Consider the following 22,424-nt stretch of genomic DNA (forward strand, 5'->3'; position numbering starts at 1 on the left):
CAGCACGCCCCTTGTCGAGGAGTTTACCCCGCACGGCCCCCACGCTTCCCGGGAGATTTACGGCATCCGCCAAGCCCCGCTTGACCCCCGCCCGCCGCCTCCATACCTCTCCCCCATGGAACCGCTCTACGAGGGAAAGGCAAAGCGTCTCTGGGCCACCGCGGACCCGAACGTCCTGCGCATGGAGTTCAAGAATGACGCCACCGCCTTCAACGGCGAGAAAAAGGCCCAGTTCGAGAACAAGGGCCGCCTCAACAACGCTATCAGCACCCTCATTTACGGCTTCCTCGAAAAAGAAGGCGTCCCGACCCACTTCGTCCGCCAGATCGACGACACCAACGTCGAAGTCCGCAAGGTCGATATCCTCATGGTCGAGGTCATCATCCGCAACCTCGCCGCCGGCAGCTTCTGCAAGCGCACCGGCGTCGCCGAAGGCACCCCGTTCTCCCAGCCCATCATCGAGTTCTGCATCAAGAGCGATGAACTCGGCGACCCGCTCGTCAATGACGACTACATCCGCGAGCTCAAGCTCGCCACCCCGGACGAGCTCGCCTTCCTCCGCACCTCCGCCCTCAAGGTGAACGACATCCTCGGCAAGTTCTTCGCCGAATGCGGCCTCAAGCTCGTCGACTTCAAGCTCGAGTTCGGCCGCCTCGCCACCGACCCGGCCACCGTCGTCCTCGCCGACGAAATCAGCCCCGACGGCTGCCGCCTCTGGGACCTCAAGACCGGCGAAAAGATGGATAAGGACCGCTTCCGCCGCGACCTCGGCGGCGTCATGGAAGCCTACGCCGAAGTCCTCGAACGCGTCAAAGCCGCCACCGCCGGTTGAGTCCATAAGGAGCAGCGACATTCCTGTCGCTGAACCTTCACGGCTGCCTCCTCGGCTTCACGTCCGCCTCACAACTCTAAAGCCCCAACGGGGCGAAATCCCTAAGCCCAGGGCATCGCCCTGGGTTTTTCGTAGACAGACCACGGTCCCCTGAAGGGGGACGATACGGGTGCGGCGCGGCCAACCCTAGTCGCGCCCCCAAAGAACGCCTGCCTCCGGCTGTTCCACTGATCACCGATCACGGATCACCCGGCACCTCTCCACTCACCGCCCCATCTTCCCCTTCGTCTCCTCGATCGTCATCCCGTGCTGCTGCTGCCACGGCACGATCTCCGCATCCGTCACCATTTCGCTCTGCCGCGCATTTTCCGCGCCCGCGAACTTCGTGATCTCCTTGCCCGCATCACGCGTGGCACCCGTGCCATAGTCGCCGGTCTTGAAATTCCTGCCCGCATCACGAGCCGTCTTCGTACCCTCCCCCGCCGCGCTCCCATCGAACTTCGAGGCCTTGCGCAGCCCGTTCCCGTCCGTGTTCCCACCGTAAACCGCCTTGGCGTAGTCCTTGGATCCCCAGAACGACTTCGCCTTGTACTCACCCGCTTGGTAAGCCTTGCCCGCGTAGCCCTTGTTGAACTGGCTGTTCGCCTTGTCGAACCCAGCCGCCGTCTTGTACTCGCCCATCGGCTTCCCGTCAGGACCGGTCGCATAGGGACTGGCCGAACCAAACTTGTTCGCCATCTTCCCGTAATCGTCATCGCCGTTGTCCCCGGTCTTCATCCGGAATGGCTTCGCCGCCGGATCCGCCGCAGCCGTCGCCTCCGCAGCAGGCTTCGACGCCGACGAATCACCGCCGGTGCCAGAGCACGCCCCCACCCACAGGGCAGGAAGCATCAGGAGAAGTCGGGACAAACACCTCATTCGGGCGCGCACGCTGGCAAATCCCCCCACCCAGAGCAACCCGGAAACTCTAACGCCACTGGGAGCGCGGAATTTATTCCGGCCGGGAAAACCGACCCACTCAGCCATGCCCGTGGAATTCTGCTCCCAAACTCCGCCCGACTCGTCGGAGACCCGGACTGCGGCAGCCCGCTGCCGCTCAAAGCCAGCAGCCCTGCTGCGGGGAAACACCCAAGTGCCCTCCCCTCACCTCACCCATCCAATCGACCCACACCATTCACAATTCACGCTGCCTTTCCTTGGCGAACTTGGCGTCTTGGCGGTGATCCTTCCCCATTCCCTACACCCGAAACAACCCACCCCTTTTCCCCCCAAGCGCCGCCGCCCCCACGATCGCGATCGACAAAAACACCATCGCCCACGTCCCCAGCGCCGCCGCCAGCTCATGCCCGTTCCCCAGTGAGGACAGCAGCGAGTAAATCGTCTTCGTGATCGGATAGTACTCCACCTGCTGCGCCAGGATCAGGCTGTCGCTCACCTCCAGCATCGCGAACGCAAACGCCAGAATGCACCCAGCCGCCAGATTCGCCCCAATCAATGGCAGCGAAACCTTCCGCAGCGTATTGAACCACCCCGCCCCCAGCGACCTCGCCGCCTCCTCCAGCGCCGGATTGCTCTGCTGCAAGCCCGCCACCGCCGACCGCACCACGTACGGCAAACGTCGTACCGCATACGCCACGATCAGCAGCATCGCCGGATTCCCACCAGCCCCGATCAAAAACCTCAAGGGCCGCCCCTCCTGCGAAAGCGCCAGATACCCGAACGCCAGCACCAGCCCCGGCACCGCCAGCGGCAACATCACCAGCGCATCCAACAGCGCCCGTCCCTTGATCGTGCTCCGCACAATCACCCACGCAATCGCCACCCCCAGCACCAGATCCACCAGCGTCGCGAAGGAAGCATAGAACAAGCTGTTCTTGATCGAAGGCACCACAAACGGATCGCCCAGCGCATCCCGGTAGTTGTCGAACTTCATCGCGACCGGCAGCACCGTTTGGTACCAGTCATCCGATAGCGAAAGCAGGATCACCCCCAGGTGCGGCAGCGATGCCACCACAAACACCGCACCGAAAATCATCGCACACCCCAGCGACTTCAGCCCCGTCAGCTTCACCTCCGCCCCCCTCCCCTTCGGCCGCGGCTGAGCTCCTGAAGTCTGCCGGCCGAATAGCGCCTTCGTCACCCCGAACACCAGCGCCGAGATCACCAGGATCACCGCCACTAGCGCATACGGCGCCGGATTGCCCGAGAGATCCTTGATCCCGTCGAACACCTGCACGGGGGCCACTCGCGTGAAGTCAAATACCAGCGGCACCCCCAGCTCCGTGAACGCCCACACGAACACGATCGCCGATCCCGCAAAAATCCCCGGCATCGCCAGCGGCAGCGTGATCCGCAACAAGCGCCGCGCCGGCGGACACCCCAGATTCTCCGCCGCCTGCTCCATCGCCGGGTCCAGGTTCGACAGCGCCGCCGTGATGTTCATGTAGAGGATCGGATACAGGTGCAGCGCATTCATCGCCACGATCCCCCAGAAGCGACCCTTCGCCAGCCAGTCCACCGGCGCCTGCGGGTTCATCAGCCCGATGTCTGTTAGAAGCGCGTTCAGCGATCCTTCCACCCCCAGCATGTGCCGGATGCCAATGGCCCCCACGAACGGCGGCAGCACCAGCGGAATCAAAATCAAAACCCCTAGCACCCCGCGCCCCAGGAAGTCATACCGGTAAGAAAGCAGCGACAACGGAAACGCGATCAGGAACGTCGCCAGCGTGCTCACCACCCCCAGCGCCAGCGCATTCCAAAGCCCCTCCCGATAGATCGGGCTTTTGAAAATATCCCCGATGAAATCCATCGTGAACCCGCCCCCCGGAGTCCGGAAGGCCTCCCCGATCACCGAGAACGCCGGATAAAGGAAGAACACCCCGAACAACGCGGTCACCACCGCCGTCACCGCAATCGCCGCACCCCGGTTCATGGCGCACCTCCCTTCTCCGCCAGCTTCGCCGCCTTCTCGTAGTTCGCACGGAATTGCGCGGAAATCGTCGACATCGCACGCATCGTCGCCAGCGGGTCCTTCTTGTTCATCAGTGGCACGATCTCCTTCATCAGGCGCTCATAGCTAATATGGGAGACATCATAGAACACCCTGCCCGCCTCCGTCTCCTGCAACGACTGGCCCCCCATGTTGTCCCGCATCGCCAGCCACGCCCCCGTCAATTCATGATGCGGATCGATCGCCATTGCCCGGAAGATCTGCGCCAGCGCCTTGAAGGCGGGGCCAGTCAATTCCCGCTTGTACTCAAATCCTCCACTCCGCTCATACGGCAGCGCATCCGGATCGGCGAAGCGCGAAAGATTCTCCGTCGAGTAAACATCGCGCCGCAGCGGCAAGCGCCGCGGTGACGTCTCGCGCGGCCCGCCCGGCAGACCCGCCTTCACATTCCACAGCAGCTGCCCCTCCTTGCTCAGCACGAAGTTCACGAACTCCTGCGCAATCGCCTCATTCAGAGCGCCCCGGAAAATCGCAATCGGATCCACGCTGATTGAGGCACCCCCGAGCGGCGCCGTCCACACCAGCCGCGAAGGATGCCCATGCTTGGAAAGCCTCTCCTCAAACGACCGCCCGTAGAAATCAATGCACGTCCCCGCCGCCGCATCTCCCTGCGCCACGTCATGCGGCACCTTGCTGGAGGAGTCCGTGAAGTAGCGCGCGTTCGCCGCCATCGACTGCAGCAGGTTCAGCCCGCGCTTCCACCCCTCCTCGCGCGCCTCCGGCGTGTCGCCCTTCTCGCGGATCGCCTGCTGCATCTTCTCCTGGATCATCATCTCGAAGGCCCGCCCCACCGAGCTGCTCTTCGTCGGATCCGTCAGCGCCACATACCCGGCCAGGGCTGGATCGCCCAGATCGTCCCACTTCCAGCTCCGCATCGTCGGCATCCCCAGCCGCTTCACCGCGTCCTTGTTGTAGCAGATCCCCATCTGCGAGAGGCAGCTGCCCACCCACTTGTGATGCTCCTCATAAAAGGTCTCACCCGTGAAGTGCGCCGGAATCACGCTCTCCGCAAACCACTCCGGATGCTCCTTGAAAACATTCAGCTCGATGAACCGCCCCTTCGCCACCTGCCCCGCGAAATCCGGCTCGCCGCCGCCAAAGAACAGATCGATCCCCACTCCCGGCTTCTTGATCTCATCCGCTGCCTTGAAGGAGCTGTCCAGCACCCGCGCGATGTCCGAAGTGCCACCCGGCACCCGCCAATCAATGTTCAGCGAGCGCCCCGTCTTCTCCTTCCAATACTTCGCAAACGCCTCACCGAATTCCGATCGGATCGTCTCATTGTGCGGCGTGATGATCACCAGCCGGTCATCCCCCTTCCCCACCTCCGCCAACTCGGATTTCTTCCGCAGCACGATCGGCGCGGCAATCACCGCGATCAGCAACAGCAGGATGGGAAGAAAGCGCCGCATGCGATCAGGTAGTTAGGCTTGCAACACCGTCACATCCCCATGACGCGCGGTCAGCTTCACCGGCGTCTCACCCGGATCGCGCACCACCAGCGGATTGAGCTCCACCACCTGCTGCGGCCCGTTCGGCGTCTCCACCACATACTGGATCCGCTGACCCAGATACGACCGCTCGATGATCTTGCCCACCACCCCGTTCTCACCGCCCTCGGCCTCCACCCGCCACGCCTCCGGCCTCACGGAAAGTATCACCTCCTGGCCACCCGTCGGCTGCCAATCCGGCTTCGTCACTCGTCCCACCATCGGACCCGCCGCCGTCTCGACCATCGCGAATTCCCCGCGCACGTCGACCACCCGGCCCTTCAGTAAATTCGTCTCCCCGATGAACCCGGACACGAATGCCGTGTGCGGATTCCGGTACACATCCTCCGCCGTCCCCAGCTGCTCGATCCGCCCCTTGTTCAGCACCGCCATCCGGTCCGCCATCGAGAGCGCCTCCTCCTGATCGTGCGTCACATACACCCCCGTCAGCCCACCCTCCTTCACGATCCGCCGGATCTCCCGCCGCATCTCGATCCGCAGCTTCGCGTCCAGGTTGGACAGCGGCTCATCCAGCAGCAGGCACTTCGGCCGCACCACCAGCGCCCGCGCCAGCGCCACCCGCTGCTGCTGTCCGCCCGAAAGTTGGTCAATCCCCCGCTCCCCCATCCCGCCCAGGTGCACCAGCTCCAGCGCCTCGCCCACCCGCTGCTTGATCTCCGCCTTGTCGATCTTCCGCTCCTCCAGCCCGAAGGCCACGTTCTTCTCCACGCTCAGGTGCGGCCACAGCGCGTAGCTCTGGAACACCATCGCCGCCTCCCGCTTGTGCGGCGGCAGCTTCGTCACCTCCCGCTCGCCAAAGAAAATCGACCCCGAAGTCGGCGTCTCCAGCCCCGCGATGCACCGCAGCAGCGTCGTCTTCCCGCAACCGGACGCCCCCAGCAGGAAAAATAGCTCCCCCGCCGCGACCTCCACGGACACCCCATCGAGGGCCCTGACACTGCCGAACTGTTTGACGATCGAATCGGCTCGAATGGCATCCATGAGACTGGGGAAGAAAAAGCGTTTCCTGAAGCGCCCCCATCGAAGCGGGAAGCATGCCCGGAAGGAAATCGAAATTCAGGTAAAGATTCTCTTGCCAACCGGGGGTCGCCCCCATAAATCCGCGGCCCACCAATCACAAAGTGCTCGGGTGGCGGAATTGGTAGACGCGCTAGACTAAGGATCTAGTGGAGTAATCCGTGGGGGTTCGAGTCCCCCCTCGAGCACCATCTTAAGTGATTGAATCACCCCATCGGTCCACACCGCTGGGGTTTTTCTTTTCCCCCAACGGCCAGAGGGGGGACGAGAAACGCTTTCCGAGTACAGCGAGGATGCCTTTAGGGGTTCGAATGCAGAAGGAGCTTCGCGACCACCCCTCATCGGCGATAGCCGCTAGCCGCATGGTCCGGAGGACAATTCCCCCTCGAGCGCGGGGAAACGCAAATGAAACGCCTCCAAACGCAGCGAGCCTGCCTTTCATCGCAACAAGACCACGGCAGAAAAATCGCCCCCTCGGCAAAACCGCCGGCGCATTCCTCTCTCCAGCCCCAACGGGGCGGCAAGCCCTCAGCCCCGCCCACCAGGCGGGGTTGCAGCAGCCCGGACCCGGCGGCCTGTAGGGCCGCGAGACGTGAAAGCTGCGCATCGTCATTCAGGACCACCCTTCATCGGAGCAGCCGCTAACCATACGGTCCGCAAGACATACCATTTTAAGCAAGACCGCTAACAAGTGCCGCCATCACTCTTGGGCAGTGGTTTTCCTGATGCGGGTCAGGTAAAATGGGGAGGTCGAGTCGCGGGCTAGCTCTTCCGGAATACGAATGACTCGCGATTGCCGGAGCAACGCTCGACTGCAAAGGGTAAGTGCGATGCCCCCAGCAAGGAGCGGGACATGAAATCTCCACGCTTCCGGAAAATCGGCAATCAGGCTCCAGGTGCTGACAATGATCAAGGTCAGCCCACAAAGTCCTACCAGAAGTCCTGCTGCCTCAGTCAGCCCTCCGAGCATCATCCTCCCTGTGCCAGAATCGGACGATGGCGTCACGGGATGGTAGGTACGATACTGCACCACTTGCTGTGTCTCGGTGATCGAGAAAATTCCTAGAAGAATAAGAGCCATATCGGTCGGCCGAAACGACACACACTCACTTCGGTAAGCAGTCCACGTCGCTTCGAAGATCTCTCGTCCACCTGAGAATTGCCGCGCTCGCTCTAGACCAAAGTGGGATGATCTCAGTTCAGCATATTGCCGGAGGGCTGCTCCTTGGTTATCGGAAGCTCGACGAATCTCATCAAATGTTGGCAGCGCTGCTGACGTCATATCTGCTCTTCCAGCCAAAATGTTAGGCTAATCCTGCCCCTATGAAAAGAAAAGCTCGGCCTCCGCACGAGCCGGATTGCGACCCATCCCGGAAAAGAGCCATTCGGTCGCATGGCCTGCGGCAACCAATGAGATGGGGTCAGGTCCGCATCTGAACAAGCGCGGCTTTGGCCCGAACAGGATCAGCTTCCTCTCCACACTCCGGCATGCTGCCAGACGATCAAGGACCCTTGACCGCCTCCAGGATTGGAAAAACGAGACCACGATAACCGGCGCCGGTGAGTTGGATTCCGTCACTGCTGAGCTTGGCGGGCAATTCACTTCCGAAGACGGGAGAAAGATCCAACCATTCCGCACCAGCCTCCTTCACGAGTGCGGAAGCCCTGGCATTTGCCTCGGCAATGCTCGCGTTGAGATCGGCGGACGAAGCGGCGGTGGGAATAATCGAGGCAACGATGACCCGGCCTGCCTTGGCCTTGGCGGCTTTGGCAATCGCGGCGAGGTTTGCTGCGACGCGGTCAGGCGGCACCCCGGCGGAAAGGTCATTGAGCCCGACTTCGACGAGGCAGATCTTCGTCCCTGCCGGGACTGATGATTGAAGCCGGTCGCGGACTCCCTTGGTCGTGTCACCCTTGATACCGCGATTCGAAATGAAGAATCCGATCAGCTCCGACCACTCGGCGCCTTCGATACGGGAATCACCAAGAAACACGACCGGACCGGCCGTTCTCATCTCCTCGAAATGCGAGTTGCGGGAGGCGTAATAGGCAAGATCGCTCGAAGCTGCATCGCCGCCGCCTTGAGAAGACCGGACGGGATCGCGGTCTTGATCGACGAAAGGCCGGATGGCGAAGCCTCCGGAGAATGCCGCGAAGAGCGCGGCAACCCCGAGCGCGGCTTTGGATGCAGTGTTCACGAGGCACTGCTAGGAGAATCATGAAACAGACGCAAGGCATGGTCAGCACTTTGCCATTCGCACCAAACCATTCGGGTCGTATGCCATTGGGGTGGTTACTTGAATTCTGAATTTGTTAGATCCTGCCGCCACGGATGAGGGTGCCACAAACGGAATCGGTTCCCGGATGGAGCATTTTCCGGAGCCATCTGCCGCGACTCGACAACGCGCGACGCATCGTCCGCAAACCGGCGAAGAGCCCTCCCGCAGCATCGACTCCGCCGAACTCCACCATCCCGCTCCGGGACGAACCCCACACCGGCTCAGGATTTCCCAAAGGCCCCCTTAGAAAAACCGATGCCAATCAGACGCCAGGCTCGCCACCTCCAAATCGATCCGAATTCCCCAGCAGCATTTCAACTATCCCCACCTCCCACCATCTGATTCATTGCCCCATGGACACGATGCATGAGGTCATGGAAAACCTGCGCGGGGGAGACCACGCCGCTTTGTTCTATCGCACGCGCGCGGAGCAACTCGCCGTTGTCGTCCCGTTTGTCGCGATCGGTCTGAAGCGAGGCGAGCGCTGCCTCTACATTGCCGAAGAGAACTGCGTGGCCACCATCATCGACGAACTGGAGAAAGGTGGCGTGGACGTGGCGGCCGCTCAAAAATCCGGAGCCCTCACCATCTCCACGAAGCACGACACCTACCTGCGCCACGGCATTTTCGAGCCAGCAAAAATGACCGCTGACCTGATGCACGAGGTCACCGAATCCATCCGGCTCGGCTACACCGCCTTCCGCGCGACAGGCGAAATGTCTTGGGCACTCACACTCCCTTCCGCCCTCGCCGAATTGTCGGACTACGAAACCCGGCTGCACGCGCAATTTCCCGGTCAATTCGTCGGCCTCTGCCAGTACGATGAGCGCAGCTTCAGCCCTCGTGTCATCGCGGACATGATTCGCATCCATCCCATCGTGATTGCACGCGGCAAACTGATGCAGAACCGTTTTCATCAAGCCGGTGCGACTGTCGAGACACTGCTGCCGGATCTCGTCACGGTCGATCAAGTGGTGGATTCGAACATCGATGTTCCGGCAGCGTTGGCCTCCTGACACTCCGTCCTGAATCGCGATCCCGGACAGCAGCTTGACCGGCGGATGAGGGCGGCGCGGAACGAATGCCCCGCCGCTTGCTAGCTGGATGCGCCGATGGCTAGCCATCGGCATCCACGCGGCCCCTCTCCTCAAGGCTCGCCACCCGGCGCTCCAACGACGCAATGGCGGACGTTGTTAGAGCGAGGATCTCCTGGATCCGAATCCGGTCGGCATCGGTTAGGGTCGCAAGTTCCTTCGAGAGGGCTTCAAAAAGCGGTTCATCATCGCCAGGGGAGTTCATAAGAGGATTGCGATGATCGCCGCGAATCCCGCCGCCCTGCAAGACACGCGTCACTTCGGTTTTTCCGATGGCCTCCTTCGGCAAATGCCGTCCGCAGGTCTCGAACTCCGCTACTCCGCTACTCCGCTACTCCGCTACTCCGCTACTCCGCTACTCCGCTACTCCGCTACTCCGCTACTCCGCTCTCTTGGGAATACCGGGGTAGCGGAGTTCCCAGCACAGCTTCTGCTACAGGAAATCCGGCGAACTCCCGTAATTCACTACATACACTTACGGGAATACTGAAGTAACCGCCACTCCGCGCCTCGGTTCCGGATTACTCACCCGGATTCACCGCCAGCCAGCTCCAAAAGCATCCGGAAGATCGCAGCCCTGGCCCGCATTAAACATTGTCACCCCGCACCGCCTCCAAGACGATGCCTGCAATGAACAAGAATACCCCCCGATTCCTCTCCAAGCTCCAGCTCCTCATCCTGAGCGGCGCACTGGCAACCAATTCCCACGCGCTCCTGCCAACACCCGACGCCCCTCCGGTAAAAGACGGACAAGTCCGGATCGGCGCCTGGAACATCGAGAACCTGGGCCTGAGGGGAGCCCGCGGGGGCGAGACCGCAGCTCCCGAGAAACAGCAGAAGGCCGAGGACCTGGCCGCCTACATCCTGGCCAGCCATGTCGATTTGCTCTCATTGGAGGAGATCCATGACGACGACCAGACCACCGACAAGGCCCCGGGAACCGCACCGTGGAAGAGCAAGATCCTCGACGAGATCCTGGTGATTCTCGGGAAAGCCACCAACGATAAGTGGCAATATGAACTCACCGGCCCAGGCCCCGACAACGTCCGCTGCCAAATGACCGGGGTTCTCTGGCGGACATCACGGCTCACCCTGAAAGAAAGAGCACCGCTTCCGGTAAAAGGCGGCAATCACCCTCATCCCTCGATCGAAGCATCGTCCGACGAAGACAACAAGCTCACCTATTGGACCCGTCGGCCCGAGGCATTCCTCTTCTCCGCGGGAGAGGGCAAAACCGACCTCGCAGTCATCCCTCTCCACATGAAGAGCAATTCCGATGAGAAGAGTGTCGGCATCGACATGCGAAAAGTGGAAGCCCAGCAATTGATCGATGCCCTGCCTTCGCTGAAAGGCCCCTTTGAAAAGGAAAAGGACTGGGTCCTGTTGGGCGACACCAACATCACCCTCGGCGAAAAGAGCGTTCAGGAAATCTGGAAAGACTTCACTGACCTCAATGCGAAAGAGGCACTCACTTGGATGAATCCTTACTTCAGTGAGAAGCAACCTCCGGGCTCAAGAAACCTCCCGCCAGCTCCCTTCGATCGGATCTTCATCCCCACAGGCCAGCCCGAATTCAAGCAATCAGAGGAGCACGTCCATGCACCCCTCAACGCTTCCAAGCTTCCCGATCATGAGTGGGTGTCTGAGCACAAACGCTTCCGGTCTGATCACCTGCTGGTCTGGTGCGATCTCACGGTTGAAAAGGATGATGACTGAGGCTGCTAGCACGGTGAGTCCCGGCGTTCAGCCCTTGCATGTTGGATTTCCTGAAGCCCCAGAAATTCACCACTACTCGGCTCAATCCGCCTCACCGGGGACCGATCCTTGAATCTTGAATCCGCTCCACCAATCACCCTTGGTGGAACATCCAGCAGCATTCCCGTTTTCCCGTTTCCTATACTTATAGGAAAGGAGGAATCCGCAGTCAGCCCGGAGCCAGATGGAGTCGCTCGTGCTTCATTCGGACCCACGCCGATCACTCGCCTCCTCCACCTTCTCCATCACTTCGCCTCTTCTCCTCCGCGAGACGCACGAAATCCGCGCGCACTTTCTCCAGCTCCTCCTCGGTCAGATCTTCGAGATCCATGAAGGCATTGTTCGCCTTCTTCTGCACCCGGATCAATTCATCCAGCTTGATCTGGAGCGCTTCCGAATCGCGGTTCTGTGAATTCTGGATCAGGAACACCATCAGGAAGGTCACGATCGTCGTCGTTGTGTTCACCATCAGCTGCCACGTGTCGCTGTAGCCGAGAAAAGGACCGAAGGCCGCCCAAACGATGATGCCTCCGATCGCAATCGCGAAGGTCGCAGGCTTTCCCGTATAGCAAGACGCCTTCTTCGCAAAGCGCCCGAACCACGATTGATTCCCGTTCATCCCGGAACGATAGCACATCCCACGACGCCTGCATCGGGATCTAACGTCTCGCCGCCTGGGTGCCAAGTCGGCCTCCCTTTCCGCTTTCCGCCGGCCACCGGGGACCAGTCCCGGAAAACTCTGCATCTCCCGGACCCCGACCGGCACAGCGCTGCCCACTTCGATTTTCCCGATGACCCCGTTCGCCAAATGCCATCCGTAGATTCCCGCCCTGCGAGTTCATTGCATCCCTGCACGGGCTGATGCATCTCTTCAGCGACGTTTTCCAGGTGCGTGTGAACGGTAGCATACGCCCGTGGCCGGTATCCCAAACCCATGCCGGTCACGGGCCTCGCACATCTCCACGCGAAACGCCTCCGCCACTGGCAACCGGGCACGAAAAGCCCGGACCAGAAGCTCGTCCATCGGCAGACCGGGCGCAGCCGCATCGCCCACGCTCTCAACCTTCCGCAGCCTTCACCTTTGCGGCGCTGTAGGACTCCACCCAATCCTCCGCAATCTGCACCTTCGCCCTGCCTCGCTCGTCCGCGTCTTCAATGCCCGCCATGACCAGATCGGAATAAACCTGCATCAGCCTCGTGTAGAGGTGATCGATGGATGCTTGTAGAACTCGATTGTTTTCGTCGCCGGTAGTCATTGCACCCCGTGGATAACGAAAAGCCCCGCTTCCTGTCGAGAGCGGCGCTTCACACCACCAAAACGCGGCCCTGATCCGGAAAATCCACCGGACTCCCGCAATTCACCATAGAGACTTACGGGAATACGGGAGTAACCACCACTCCGCTAATTCCGCTACAGAGGCATACCGAATTACCGGAGTCCTCGGGCGTACACTTACGGCGGATCTTTCTTCACGATCCGCATCCGGAAAAACCTCCGTGCCTCGGTTCCGGAATACTCACCAGGATTGATCACCAGCCAGTTCACCAGATCAGAGCTGCTTTCAAGGATGACCTCGAAAGTCGAGCCCTCTTCCTGCGGAATGGAAGTCGGTCCGCTCGTCAGGCCGATACGTGTGATCCCGAGAGTCACGAAGCCAGAAGAGGCACCGTTGCCGACACCGCCGCTTTTCAAGGTGATTGTCGCGGGCCCGGCGATGACGATCGGATTGATATCCCACGTGCCTCCCTTGAAGCAGCTCAGATCGAAAGTCTTGGTGCCAATCTCACAGCGAAGCCTCGCGTTGAAGCCGGGTGAGCCATACAGGAGTTTCGCACTCTCGCCCTGACCCAGCGTGATGGACTGGGACGAGCCTTCCTGTCCGGAAGTGTTCTCTGCCAGAAGATTCAAGTCCTCGCCTTTGGCCTGGCAGAAAGCAAGAACGCCAAGCACCAAACCAAGCCGGACCGGGAGGGAGATCATCTTCATCCATCTGCAGATAACAAACCCGCAATAACGGTCAACTCGATTCAGGAACACGATGCCCGCTACGGAAACGGCGTCAGCGAAACCGCCAGCCGGAAAAACGCCTCAGGCTCCGCCAACTCCGCCAGTGAGTAACGAAGCACCTCCAGCGGATCCCCACCCGAAATCTCCGGCGTTCCCACAACCAATCCCGCAGGTCCCCAGCCCGACAAATCTCCCGACTCCTCGATCCTCACGAACAGCTGCTTCGCCATCGGATTCCGTTCGATCTCCAGCGCCGACACCGGCTTCGGATAAATCCTCATCCGCGGCGGCATGCCCGCGGTAAGAGGATCGCTGCCACCAAAGAACTCTAACAAATTCTTCGTCCCATCACGGTCCGGATCTGCCTCCGGACCTGAGACGGCGGGATCCAGCAACTGCTGCGGCGTGAACCGCGCCCGCCGCCATTCATCGAACGGCGTATCCAGGATCGTCACCGTCTCCGAAGCCAACTCCCCGATGTTATAAGCCGGGTCCGCAGCCAGCGAAATCACCACATCCTCCGTCCCTTCCGCCAGAGAATCCACTAGCGGCGTCACCTGCAGCGCCACGCTCGCCACTCCAGCAGGCAAAACCACGCTGCCACTCAGCGCCGTGAAATCCTGCCCGGAAGTCGCACTGCCACCCAGCGTATAGCGCACCGTCAGCGCACCCGTCGTCGGAGCCGACCGCCTCACCCACAGCTTCGCGGGCTTTGCCGCACTCACACCCGCACTCGGCTCCACTGCCCGCGCATCGCTCGCCCACAGATCCACCACCGGCACATCCGCCCCTTGCAGGAATCTCACCGCATCCGCGATCACATACCCGTTCACCCCGCTATCGCGGACCGTCACACTCCCATTCGTCGTCGAAGACCCGGCCGCAAACGTGAAGCTCCCCAGCGAGTACCAGACGCCTCCATTCGCCTGCTGGTTCACCGTCCGGTTCTGAACCACACCACCCGGCAAACGGATCTCCACCGGCACATTCGTCGCCCGGTTGGTATGCGCCGTCCACCGCAGGAAGACTTCATAGCTTCCCGCCGCCGGAAGATTCGGCGTGAACCGCGCCGAGCAGCTTCCGTCCCTCACGTTCCCATCATGCAGGTAGTCGGTCCCATTGAATCCCGTCGTCGCCGATGCCGCCGTCCACGTCCCCGTCAGCGTCACGCCCGTCGCATCCGCATTGTCCACCACGATCCCGCTCGCCCCATCGCCGCCGGCATTGGTCAGCTTCTGCCCATCCGCCAGCAGCTGTGCCTTCAGCTTCGCATAAGAAACCGCCTGCACCGCCACCTCATCATCGATCGCAAAGCATGCCGCCGTCGCCGCCGATTGCCCCAGGATCATGAACACCGGCTCCATCCGGATCGACCCGAAAGCAATGTGTGTCGAGGACAAGCTCCACGGCACCAGCAGATTCTTGCACTCGCCCGTCTTCGGCACGATCGCACGATACGAAATCGGATACGGCCCGGGAACAGCACGCTGGATGTCCCCTTCATTCTTCACCATCCCGTTCGAGACGATCCGCTGGCAATTGTGCGAATCCATCGTGTAGGCACCCATCCCGATCGAGTCCGCAGCCACCACCGTGCCCAGGCAATTCTTCTCCGTCATCACATAGTCGGAGACCATCCGCCGCGCCTCTCGGATGTAGAGCTGGTGCGGCCAATGCCCGTTATCCAGGAACTCATCCTTCGGCAATCCCCACTGGCTCCACGCGCTGCGAATCGCCGCCGGCACCCGCGGCGAATTCTGCACCGTCCACACCAGCCCGCGCTGCCACTTCTCGTGCGCCTTCGCGAGCTGGATCCGCGTGTCATAGTCCGCCTCGATCCATGACGCCGTGGTCCCGCTGATGAAGTCGCAGGAAATCCCCGAGTCGTTGTTAGAGTCCGTCTTGCCATTCGGCACCGGTCGCGTCTTCCAGAAGCGATCCGTCTGCCCCGCCGCGATCGAGCGGAAAAGGATCTCATAGTCCGCCTCGTTGTAGCCTTCCGGCTGCGGGATCATCTCCCGGTTCGCCGCCACATTCGTCAGGCACATCCGGTAGCAATACGCCTGGATCAGCGAATCCGCCGCACCATCCGCACCTGACGGCGCAGCATTCACTCCTGGCAGCAAGCCACTCGCCGGATTCCCCGCCGTCACCCACGGGCTAATTCCGTTGGGCAATTGATTGCCGCTCGTCGTTGTCTGGATCCCATTGATCGTCTCGCCATACTGCGAGTTCGCCTCACGCCCGCTCGCATAGCTCACGCCCGCCTGCTTCAGCAGGTCGCCTTCATAGGAGGCATCGATGAAGATCTTCGCTTTGAAAACATCACCCGTGCTCGTCGTGATCTGCGTGATCCGCCCGCCCGCCGTCGCAGTCGAAATCAGATGCCGGTTCAGATAAACCGGCACCTGCGCCTCCGCGATCATCTCGTTGAAAACCGCCTCCGCCACCTTCGGCTCGAAGGTGAACTTTGCCCCGCTCAACCCATACTTCGTCGCGATCCGCGTGTAGAACTCCCGCGACATCCCCTGGATGTAAGCATCGCCATTATTGCCGATGTCCGTGTCGCCGAGCCCTCCCGAACTCAGTCCGCCCAGATGCCCGCCGATCTCCACCAGCGACACCGTCTTCCCCATCCGCGCCGCCTGCACCGCCGCCGTCACGCCACCGGCCGCGCCGCCATAAATGCAAATATCCGTCTCGATCACCCGGCTCGCATCAGCACTCGCGACCGCCGCTAGGAAAAACATGAAGCTACGCAGGGACAAATGACGCGTGTTGGGTTTCATGACAGATCAGGCCCGCGACGCACCTTCTTGGATCAGGCACCGGAAAGCCGCAGGCCTCCCAATCTGTAGCTCCTCGTCCCCTCGCGAATCCCACTTACGAGGGAGCGCGGACCGAAATTTTTTCCGCGACGCCAGCCCCCGGTTCCACGGTATAAATGCCGACCACCCTTCCTCATGCGGCGGCTCGCCATACTCTTCATGCTCCTCCTGCGTCCGGCCCTCGGCCAGGTCGCGGAACCTCCCGTGAAGGACATCCGCGAACTCCAGGCCGCCGCCATCGCAGAAAACTCCGATGGCTCACAAGTCGCACTAGAAGGCCTCGTGACCTGGGCCGATCCCGGCGCGGGAAAATTCTTCTACCTCCAGGATGCCACCGGCGGCATCCGCGTGAACTACACCGGCGAACAGGGGCCCGCTTGGGGAGACCGCCTCCACGTCCAGGGAATCGCCCGCCCCGGATCGTTCGCCCCCTTGATGGAAGCCACCAGCTACCGCCCCATCGGCAAGGCCCGCATGCCCGTCGCCCCCTACGGCTCCGGCGGCGGCCTGCTCAATGGCTCCTTCAATGGTGAATGGGTCTGGACCGACGGCTGGATTCGCACCGCCGAATTCATCGACAAGGAAACCCTCATGGTCGTGCTGGATTCGGGCGCATCTCGCATCAGCCTGCGCGTGAGCCACGCCTCCAAGCTCGATCCCCAGAAGCTCATCGCCTCCAAGGCCATCGCCTATGGCGTCGCCAGCCCGGTACGCTCGCGCGAAGCCACCGGCCAGTTGGTCGAGGTGCAGATCCTCGTTCCGCGCGCGGAAGAACTCCACACCGACCAGCGCGAAAAGATCTCCCCTTGGGAAAAGCCCTACACCCCGCTCCGCTCCGTCTTCCGCTACCAGCCGGGCCAGACCCGCGGCGACCGCGTCCACATCCGCGGCGAGGTCCTGATGACCTCGGGCGACATCGCATGGCTTCACGATGGCGATGCCGGCCTCGCGATCCGCGGCAATACCACCGGGCTGAAACGTGGCGACCGCATCGATGCGGTCGGCTTTCGCGACCTCCAGGATTTCCTGCCCGTGTTCTCGGACGTGATCGTCAAGCCGGACACCGGCCCCGCCATCAAGCTCAGCCCCAAGCACCTCGCCCCTTCCGAACTCATCGACGGCCTCCACCACGCCGACCATGTCGCGGTCTCCGGCCATCTGCTAGACCGCATCGAGACTCCATTCGACAGCGGCAAGCAACACCTCGTGCTCGCCCTCCAATCACCCCGCGGCGTCTTCACCGCGGAGCTGGATGCGCCCTACACGAAGAGCATGGCGGACGCATGGGAAACGGACAGCCTGCTGGAAGTCACCGGCATCTGCGTCGTGCAGACAGATGCCTCCGGCGAGCCCGCGAACTTCAAGATCCTCGTCCCCGACGCCGCCGGCATTCGCGTGGTGCAGGCCGCTCCTTTCTTCACCGTCGGCCGCATGCTGGTGCTGCTCTGCATCACCCTCGCCATCCTCCTCGCCTTCGCCATCGCCGCCTACCTGCTTGCCCGCCGCAATACCCGCCTGCGCTCCGAGGTCAGCGAACGCCAGGCCATCGCCGCCGAACGAGGACGACTCGCACGCGACCTCCACGATACCCTGGAACAAGGACTCACCGGCCTCCAGCTCCACATCCGCGGCATCACCCTCTCGCTCCCAGACGAGCAGCAAGAAACCCGCACCCGCCTCGAAACCATGCGGGCTCTCGTGAAGCAATGCCGCACCGAAGTCCGCCAATCTATCTGGGACCTCCGCGCCGAAGCCCTCGAAAACTTCGACCTCGGCGATGCGATTCACCGCATGGCCCAATCCGTCTTCCTCGGCTCAGGCACCCGCGTCGAATTCCATCAGCGCCGCGAAGGCGGCAAGATCCCCGGCATGATCGGCGACAACCTCCTCCGCATCGGCCAGGAAGCGATGACCAATGCCCTCAAGCACGCCCAGGCAACGCTGATCGAAATCGAACTCATCACCACACCCGTCAGCGCCTCGCTCTCCGTGAGCGATGACGGCCTCGGCCTTTCTAACATGCCTCAGGATAGCCGCGGCCACTTCGGCCTCGTGGGCATGGAAGAGCGTGCCGATCGCATCGGTGCCACCCTCCAAGTCGAGAGCCGCGAGGGCGGAGGCACCCGCGTCCGTGTCGAAGTCCCCTTGCCACCCGAAGAAACCGCTTCACCCACGTCATGAAACCCGCCCGCACCTTCAAGATCCTCATCGTGGATGACCACTTCGTCGTCCGCGCCGGACTCCGGGACATCCTCAGCCACGAACCCGACTTCGAGGTCGTTGGCGAAGCCGCCAATGGCCGCGATGCCGTGACCACCTACTCACGGCTCCAGCCCGATGTCACCCTCATGGACCTGCGCATGCCCCTCTGCAATGGCCTCGAAGCAATCCGCCTCATCCGCGAAAAACACCCTGACGCCCGCATCCTCGTGCTCAGCAGCTACGAAGGCGACGAGGACATCCACGCCGCGCTCGCCGCCGGAGCCATGGGCTACATCCTGAAGCACAGCTCCGACGACCAGATCACTCCCGCCATTCGCGCCCTGCTCCAGGGCAAGCGCTGGATCCCCCTCGACGTCGCCAGCCAGCTCGCCGCCCGCGAACGCGGCGAGATCCTCTCCGAGCGCGAGCGCGAGATCGTCCGCCTCCTCGTCAAAGGCGAAGCGAACAAGGAGATCGGCGACGCCCTCGGCATCACGGAACTCACCGTGAAGTCGCACATGAAAAACATACTCGCTAAGCTCAAGGTCCGCGACCGCACCGAAGCCGTCACCGTCGCCCTCCGCCGCGGCATCGTCCACCTCCCCGGCGAGTGATCGAGTAAGCAGGACCAATGGTCTTCCATCTTCGTAGCGGAACGACTGCGTCGTTCCGGCTGGGTGCGGATCACACCGGCAACCCATGCCACAATCCATCTGGAAGCTCCTCCTCTTGGAAGAGCGAACACTTCAAATCAAACGAGCGAGCGCGGCACCGAAAAACCCATGAACGGCGCCACGCTCTCTCTTCAACCTCTCAACGGGTAACCTTCAACCGCAGGAACTGTCTGCTCGCCGCACTTGTCGCCGTGCGCGACCTCACCAGCACCTGCTGCAGCGCATCAGGATCCGCATCCGCGCTCTTCGCCAGAAACGTGTCGCCGGCATTCCAAACCTGCAGATTGGTGCTCACCTCCGGCACTCCCAGCAGGCCGGTCCCCGGTGCACGAGGATAGGTGATGGAAAAGTAGTCCACACCTTCCACCGCCATCTTGCCTGAGCTCACAAAGCTAGCCTGCTGCACCAGCGGATCATACCCTGCGAAATATTCCATCAGGTTGGTGATGCCATCGCCATCGGGATCCGCATTCTCGCCGGAAATGTTCACATCATCCAGCTGTGCCACACTGAAGTGCGCCGCTTGCCAGCCACTGAACGGCGAGTCATCCGGATCAACGACGACCAGCGATGCCTTCGTCGTCACTCCCGCATACATTCCCGACGGCGGCACCGCCTCGATCGTCAGCGTCTCGGCACCCTCGTGAAGAGTGTCGAACTTCGGCATGATCGTCAGCGTCGCAGTCTTCGCGCCAGCCGGAATCGTGATGCTCACAGGCACCGCATCGTAATCACCGCCATTCACCGCATCACCGCCAATGGTCAGGTTCACTACCTGCGCTTGGGTCACGGAGCCACTGCGCGTCACCGTCACGATCGAAGGCCGCGCCGCCCCGCCAGACGTCACCGGTTCCCCGGCGCGTCCATTGCTGGCAAGCAGCCTCACCGCGGGAACACCCACGCCCACCGCATCCGCGATCACGAATCCAGTGGTGCCCGTCGTTCCGATCACCACGCTATTGTCGGTGCCCGCGGCCAGCGGGAAATCGCCGAGCTTGTACCACATCCCGCCGTTGATCGTCTGATCCACGGTGACCGTCGTACTTCCACCCGCGTAGTTGATCGTGACCGGCACGTTGTTCGCCCGGTTGTTCAGCGAACTCCAGCGCAGATAAACCGGGTAGGTTCCCGCCGCCGGAATCTCCGGGAAGTAGCTCACCGTCTTCAACCCCTTGTCGATATTGCCATCGGTTTGGTAGCCATTCAGATGCGCTCCCGCCGTCGAAGTGCTGAAAGTCCAGGTTCCTTCAAATTGCGCCATGGTCTCATCGACCACGATCGGCGGCTGAACGATCGCCGGCGCTCCCGTCCTCTCCAGCAACGCCGGAACCATATAGACGGCTTCTCCTCCCACCGAAGGATGCAGCCCATCGGGAACGTTGGTATAGAAGTCCACCTCCGACTGATCGAGCAGCGCCTGCCAGGCAGGACTATGATCGATCAAGGTCAGGTTCCGCTCCGCCGCGACATCGCGATAGATCTGCTGGTAGTGCACCAGATTCGGCCTCCATCCAGCATCGCCCTGCGGGCGACCGATCACCGGATTCGTGACTTGCAGGATGACCTCACACTGCGGATTCACCGCCAGGATCCCATCGATCATCGCGTTGAGATTCGCCCGGGCCTCCGGCAGTGAAATATCCAGCCGCGCCACCGCATCGTTCACCGAGAACTCGATGAAAACCGTGTCTGGCACCAGCGCCAGGACCTGCGTCTGAAGATTGGTAATGCCCCAGTTGGATGCCATGCCGCTGCTCCCACGGTTATAGTAGGTCGCCTGCCCCGGCCACGTCGCATCGGAGATCAATCTCAGCTGCGTCGGCCAATTGCCGCTCGCGGTAAGGCTCGTCCCATAGAAGACCACCTTCTGCTGCAAGCCCGCAGCCAGCTTCTGGATGAAGCGGCTCTTCGTGGATGGAACCCCTGCCGCACGATCATTCAAAGTCACCGTCGCGGAGGTCGTGGGTGGCAGGTTGTAGCCGGCATCTGCAACCAGCGTGAGCGTCACCGTCTCCGGCCCCTCGACCAATGAGTCCGTATAGGCAGGCACCGGAACCACCAACGACGTAGCACCCGCCGGTATCAACACCGACGCCGGCACCGCCGGATAGTCGACACCTGCGGTCGCCGTGCCACTCGAGTTCAGATAAACCCGCAGTGCCGCCGTTGTATCGCCATCTCTCGTGAGGGTAACGCTGCCGATGGCTTCGGCACCCGGAGTTGGCTCCTGGGAAATCGCGCCGCTCGCAGCGATCGTGACGTTCACCGGAACGACGACCGGCGGTGCCGGCACCGGCAACACGTCATCGAGCGTCGTGCCGAAGCGAAACTCATCATAAGCCACCGTCTGGTTCGCACCGCTGTTGCCTGGTCCGAACTGGATGCCATTGCCCGGATTGAACGTGAACGTCCCGGTGGTCACCGGAGCATCGGACACCCGCGAGGTCACATTCGAGGGACCGCTGCCGATCAGCGCGCCATCCAGCTCCGCATCCGTGAAGCCGCCATCCTTGAAGTAATCGAACTGCGCCGCAGTCAGTACGAAGGTCGTCGCCACCCCGGGGCTCCCCACGGAAAGCGCCGTCCCCACCCGCGTGAAGCGGCCGATCACCACATAGTCGGTGTTGATCGCCAGCGATTGTGTGGAAGCCGTGTTCGCATTGTTCGCGTCGTACTGGCTACCGGTGAAAACATTCGCTGGTCCGTCGGCATACGCGTGAAAGTAAGCAGCTGCCCCGCCACTCGTCGCCGTCGTATTGGCCCTCAGCGAAGCCACACCATTGTTGGAGGGCACGGTCCCCAGGCGCACCAGATAGCTGGTATACAGATTCCCGCTTACCGCAGGCCCCGTGTAAGCGAAGCCGATGTAGGACGGCCTGCCAGTCGCATCGGCATAGCGCGCGCTGCCACCACTGGTGATCAGGTTGCTGAAGGTCATCCCGGTGGCGTCGAAGACGTTGGCTGCCGCACCGGTGCCGGCACTCGTGATGATCCCGGCCGTGTCGAGACCTTGGGTATTGGAGCCAATCGGCTGCCCGGGGAGAGCACCGACCGTGTAGCCGTTGAAGCCTTGATAAGCGACCAGATTGGCCGATACGGAGGAGACCGTCGCGGCGAGGCAAACGACGGCCCAAGAGTAGCTGGGTTTCATGGGTTATTGGGTTATCCGGAATCTGTCCGATTCCGGCCCCCCCATCATCCCACTTTAGGGGTA

17 protein-coding genes and 1 tRNA gene are annotated in these 22,424 nt (G+C 61.8%); 6 read left to right on the forward strand and 12 right to left on the reverse strand.

Going from position 1 to position 22,424, the window contains the following annotated elements; all coding sequences use genetic code 11:
* The first annotated feature begins 115 nt into the window (after positions 1 to 115).
* Positions 116 to 832, forward strand: coding sequence for a phosphoribosylaminoimidazolesuccinocarboxamide synthase (gene purC / locus WKV53_RS02450; protein ID WP_341402756.1), 717 nt, complete (start codon positions 116 to 118; stop codon positions 830 to 832).
* Between the two features lie 264 nt (positions 833 to 1,096).
* Here the strand turns inward: purC and WKV53_RS02455 are convergent, their stop codons facing one another.
* The 4 genes from WKV53_RS02455 to WKV53_RS02470 all read right to left on the reverse strand — a co-directional run bounded on the left by WKV53_RS02455 (position 1,097) and on the right by WKV53_RS02470 (position 6,334).
* Positions 1,097 to 1,723, reverse strand: a complete 627-nt coding sequence (locus WKV53_RS02455; RefSeq protein WP_341402757.1) for a hypothetical protein — start codon at positions 1,721 to 1,723, stop codon at positions 1,097 to 1,099.
* Positions 1,724 to 2,069: 346 nt separating this feature from the next.
* A complete protein-coding gene (locus WKV53_RS02460; protein WP_341402758.1) occupies positions 2,070 to 3,764 on the reverse strand; it encodes an ABC transporter permease in 1,695 nt (564 codons plus the stop codon).
* Positions 3,761 to 5,254 carry an ABC transporter substrate-binding protein gene (locus tag WKV53_RS02465; protein WP_341402759.1) on the reverse strand — a complete coding sequence of 498 codons (1,494 nt, stop codon included), beginning with the start codon at positions 5,252 to 5,254 and terminating at the stop codon, positions 3,761 to 3,763. Before WKV53_RS02465 ends, WKV53_RS02460 begins: the two co-directional genes overlap by 4 nt.
* 12 nt (positions 5,255 to 5,266) lie before the next feature.
* On the reverse strand, positions 5,267 to 6,334 hold the full coding sequence (locus tag WKV53_RS02470; RefSeq protein ID WP_341402760.1) for an ABC transporter ATP-binding protein: 1,068 nt from the start codon (positions 6,332 to 6,334) through the stop codon (positions 5,267 to 5,269).
* Between the two features lie 142 nt (positions 6,335 to 6,476).
* Between WKV53_RS02470 and WKV53_RS02475 the strand changes: the two genes are divergently transcribed.
* Positions 6,477 to 6,561, forward strand: a tRNA-Leu gene (locus WKV53_RS02475).
* A 509-nt stretch (positions 6,562 to 7,070) separates the two neighbouring features.
* Here WKV53_RS02475 and WKV53_RS02480 read toward each other — a convergent pair.
* Together WKV53_RS02480 and WKV53_RS02485 are read right to left on the reverse strand one after the other, a co-directional pair.
* Positions 7,071 to 7,451 carry a hypothetical protein gene (locus tag WKV53_RS02480; protein WP_341402761.1) on the reverse strand — a complete coding sequence of 127 codons (381 nt, stop codon included), beginning with the start codon at positions 7,449 to 7,451 and terminating at the stop codon, positions 7,071 to 7,073.
* Positions 7,452 to 7,872: 421 nt separating this feature from the next.
* Positions 7,873 to 8,568 carry a GDSL-type esterase/lipase family protein gene (locus WKV53_RS02485; protein WP_341402762.1) on the reverse strand — a complete coding sequence of 232 codons (696 nt, stop codon included), beginning with the start codon at positions 8,566 to 8,568 and terminating at the stop codon, positions 7,873 to 7,875.
* Positions 8,569 to 9,002: 434 nt separating this feature from the next.
* Here WKV53_RS02485 and WKV53_RS02490 point away from each other — a divergent pair, with 434 nt between their 5' ends.
* A complete protein-coding gene (locus WKV53_RS02490; protein WP_341402763.1) occupies positions 9,003 to 9,665 on the forward strand; it encodes an MEDS domain-containing protein in 663 nt (220 codons plus the stop codon).
* A gap of 100 nt (positions 9,666 to 9,765) precedes the next feature.
* Here the strand turns inward: WKV53_RS02490 and WKV53_RS02495 are convergent, their stop codons facing one another.
* Positions 9,766 to 9,948, reverse strand: coding sequence for a hypothetical protein (locus WKV53_RS02495; RefSeq protein WP_341402764.1), 183 nt, complete (start codon positions 9,946 to 9,948; stop codon positions 9,766 to 9,768).
* A gap of 425 nt (positions 9,949 to 10,373) precedes the next feature.
* Between WKV53_RS02495 and WKV53_RS02500 the strand changes: the two genes are divergently transcribed.
* Positions 10,374 to 11,459: an exonuclease/endonuclease/phosphatase family protein gene (locus WKV53_RS02500; RefSeq protein WP_341402765.1), complete on the forward strand. Its 1,086-nt coding sequence runs from the start codon at positions 10,374 to 10,376 to the stop codon at positions 11,457 to 11,459.
* 259 nt (positions 11,460 to 11,718) lie between these two features.
* Here the strand turns inward: WKV53_RS02500 and WKV53_RS02505 are convergent, their stop codons facing one another.
* The 4 genes from WKV53_RS02505 to WKV53_RS02520 all read right to left on the reverse strand — a co-directional run bounded on the left by WKV53_RS02505 (position 11,719) and on the right by WKV53_RS02520 (position 16,295).
* Complete coding sequence (locus tag WKV53_RS02505) at positions 11,719 to 12,117, reverse strand: low affinity iron permease family protein (RefSeq protein WP_341402766.1); 399 nt, start codon at positions 12,115 to 12,117, stop codon at positions 11,719 to 11,721.
* Between the two features lie 439 nt (positions 12,118 to 12,556).
* Positions 12,557 to 12,754 carry a hypothetical protein gene (locus tag WKV53_RS02510; RefSeq protein WP_341402767.1) on the reverse strand — a complete coding sequence of 66 codons (198 nt, stop codon included), beginning with the start codon at positions 12,752 to 12,754 and terminating at the stop codon, positions 12,557 to 12,559.
* A gap of 197 nt (positions 12,755 to 12,951) precedes the next feature.
* A complete protein-coding gene (locus tag WKV53_RS02515; protein WP_341402768.1) occupies positions 12,952 to 13,479 on the reverse strand; it encodes a hypothetical protein in 528 nt (175 codons plus the stop codon).
* Positions 13,480 to 13,544: 65 nt separating this feature from the next.
* Positions 13,545 to 16,295, reverse strand: coding sequence for an FAD-dependent oxidoreductase (locus WKV53_RS02520; RefSeq protein ID WP_341402769.1), 2,751 nt, complete (start codon positions 16,293 to 16,295; stop codon positions 13,545 to 13,547).
* A gap of 198 nt (positions 16,296 to 16,493) precedes the next feature.
* On the opposite strand from WKV53_RS02520, the gene WKV53_RS02525 reads away from it, so the two are divergent.
* Positions 16,494 to 18,515 carry a sensor histidine kinase gene (locus tag WKV53_RS02525; protein ID WP_341402770.1) on the forward strand — a complete coding sequence of 674 codons (2,022 nt, stop codon included), beginning with the start codon at positions 16,494 to 16,496 and terminating at the stop codon, positions 18,513 to 18,515.
* The gene (locus WKV53_RS02530) at positions 18,512 to 19,150 is read left to right on the forward strand and encodes a response regulator (protein WP_341402771.1); all 639 of its coding nucleotides are present in this window, start codon (positions 18,512 to 18,514) and stop codon (positions 19,148 to 19,150) included. The genes WKV53_RS02525 and WKV53_RS02530 overlap by 4 nt, the downstream gene beginning before the upstream one ends.
* 199 nt (positions 19,151 to 19,349) lie before the next feature.
* On the opposite strand, the gene WKV53_RS02535 is transcribed toward WKV53_RS02530, so the two are convergent.
* Positions 19,350 to 22,361, reverse strand: a complete 3,012-nt coding sequence (locus tag WKV53_RS02535; protein ID WP_341402772.1) for a golvesin C-terminal-like domain-containing protein — start codon at positions 22,359 to 22,361, stop codon at positions 19,350 to 19,352.
* Positions 22,362 to 22,424: the final 63 nt, after the last annotated feature.

The organism is Luteolibacter sp. Y139 (assembly GCF_038066715.1).
GTDB lineage: Bacteria > Verrucomicrobiota > Verrucomicrobiia > Verrucomicrobiales > Akkermansiaceae > Haloferula > Haloferula soli.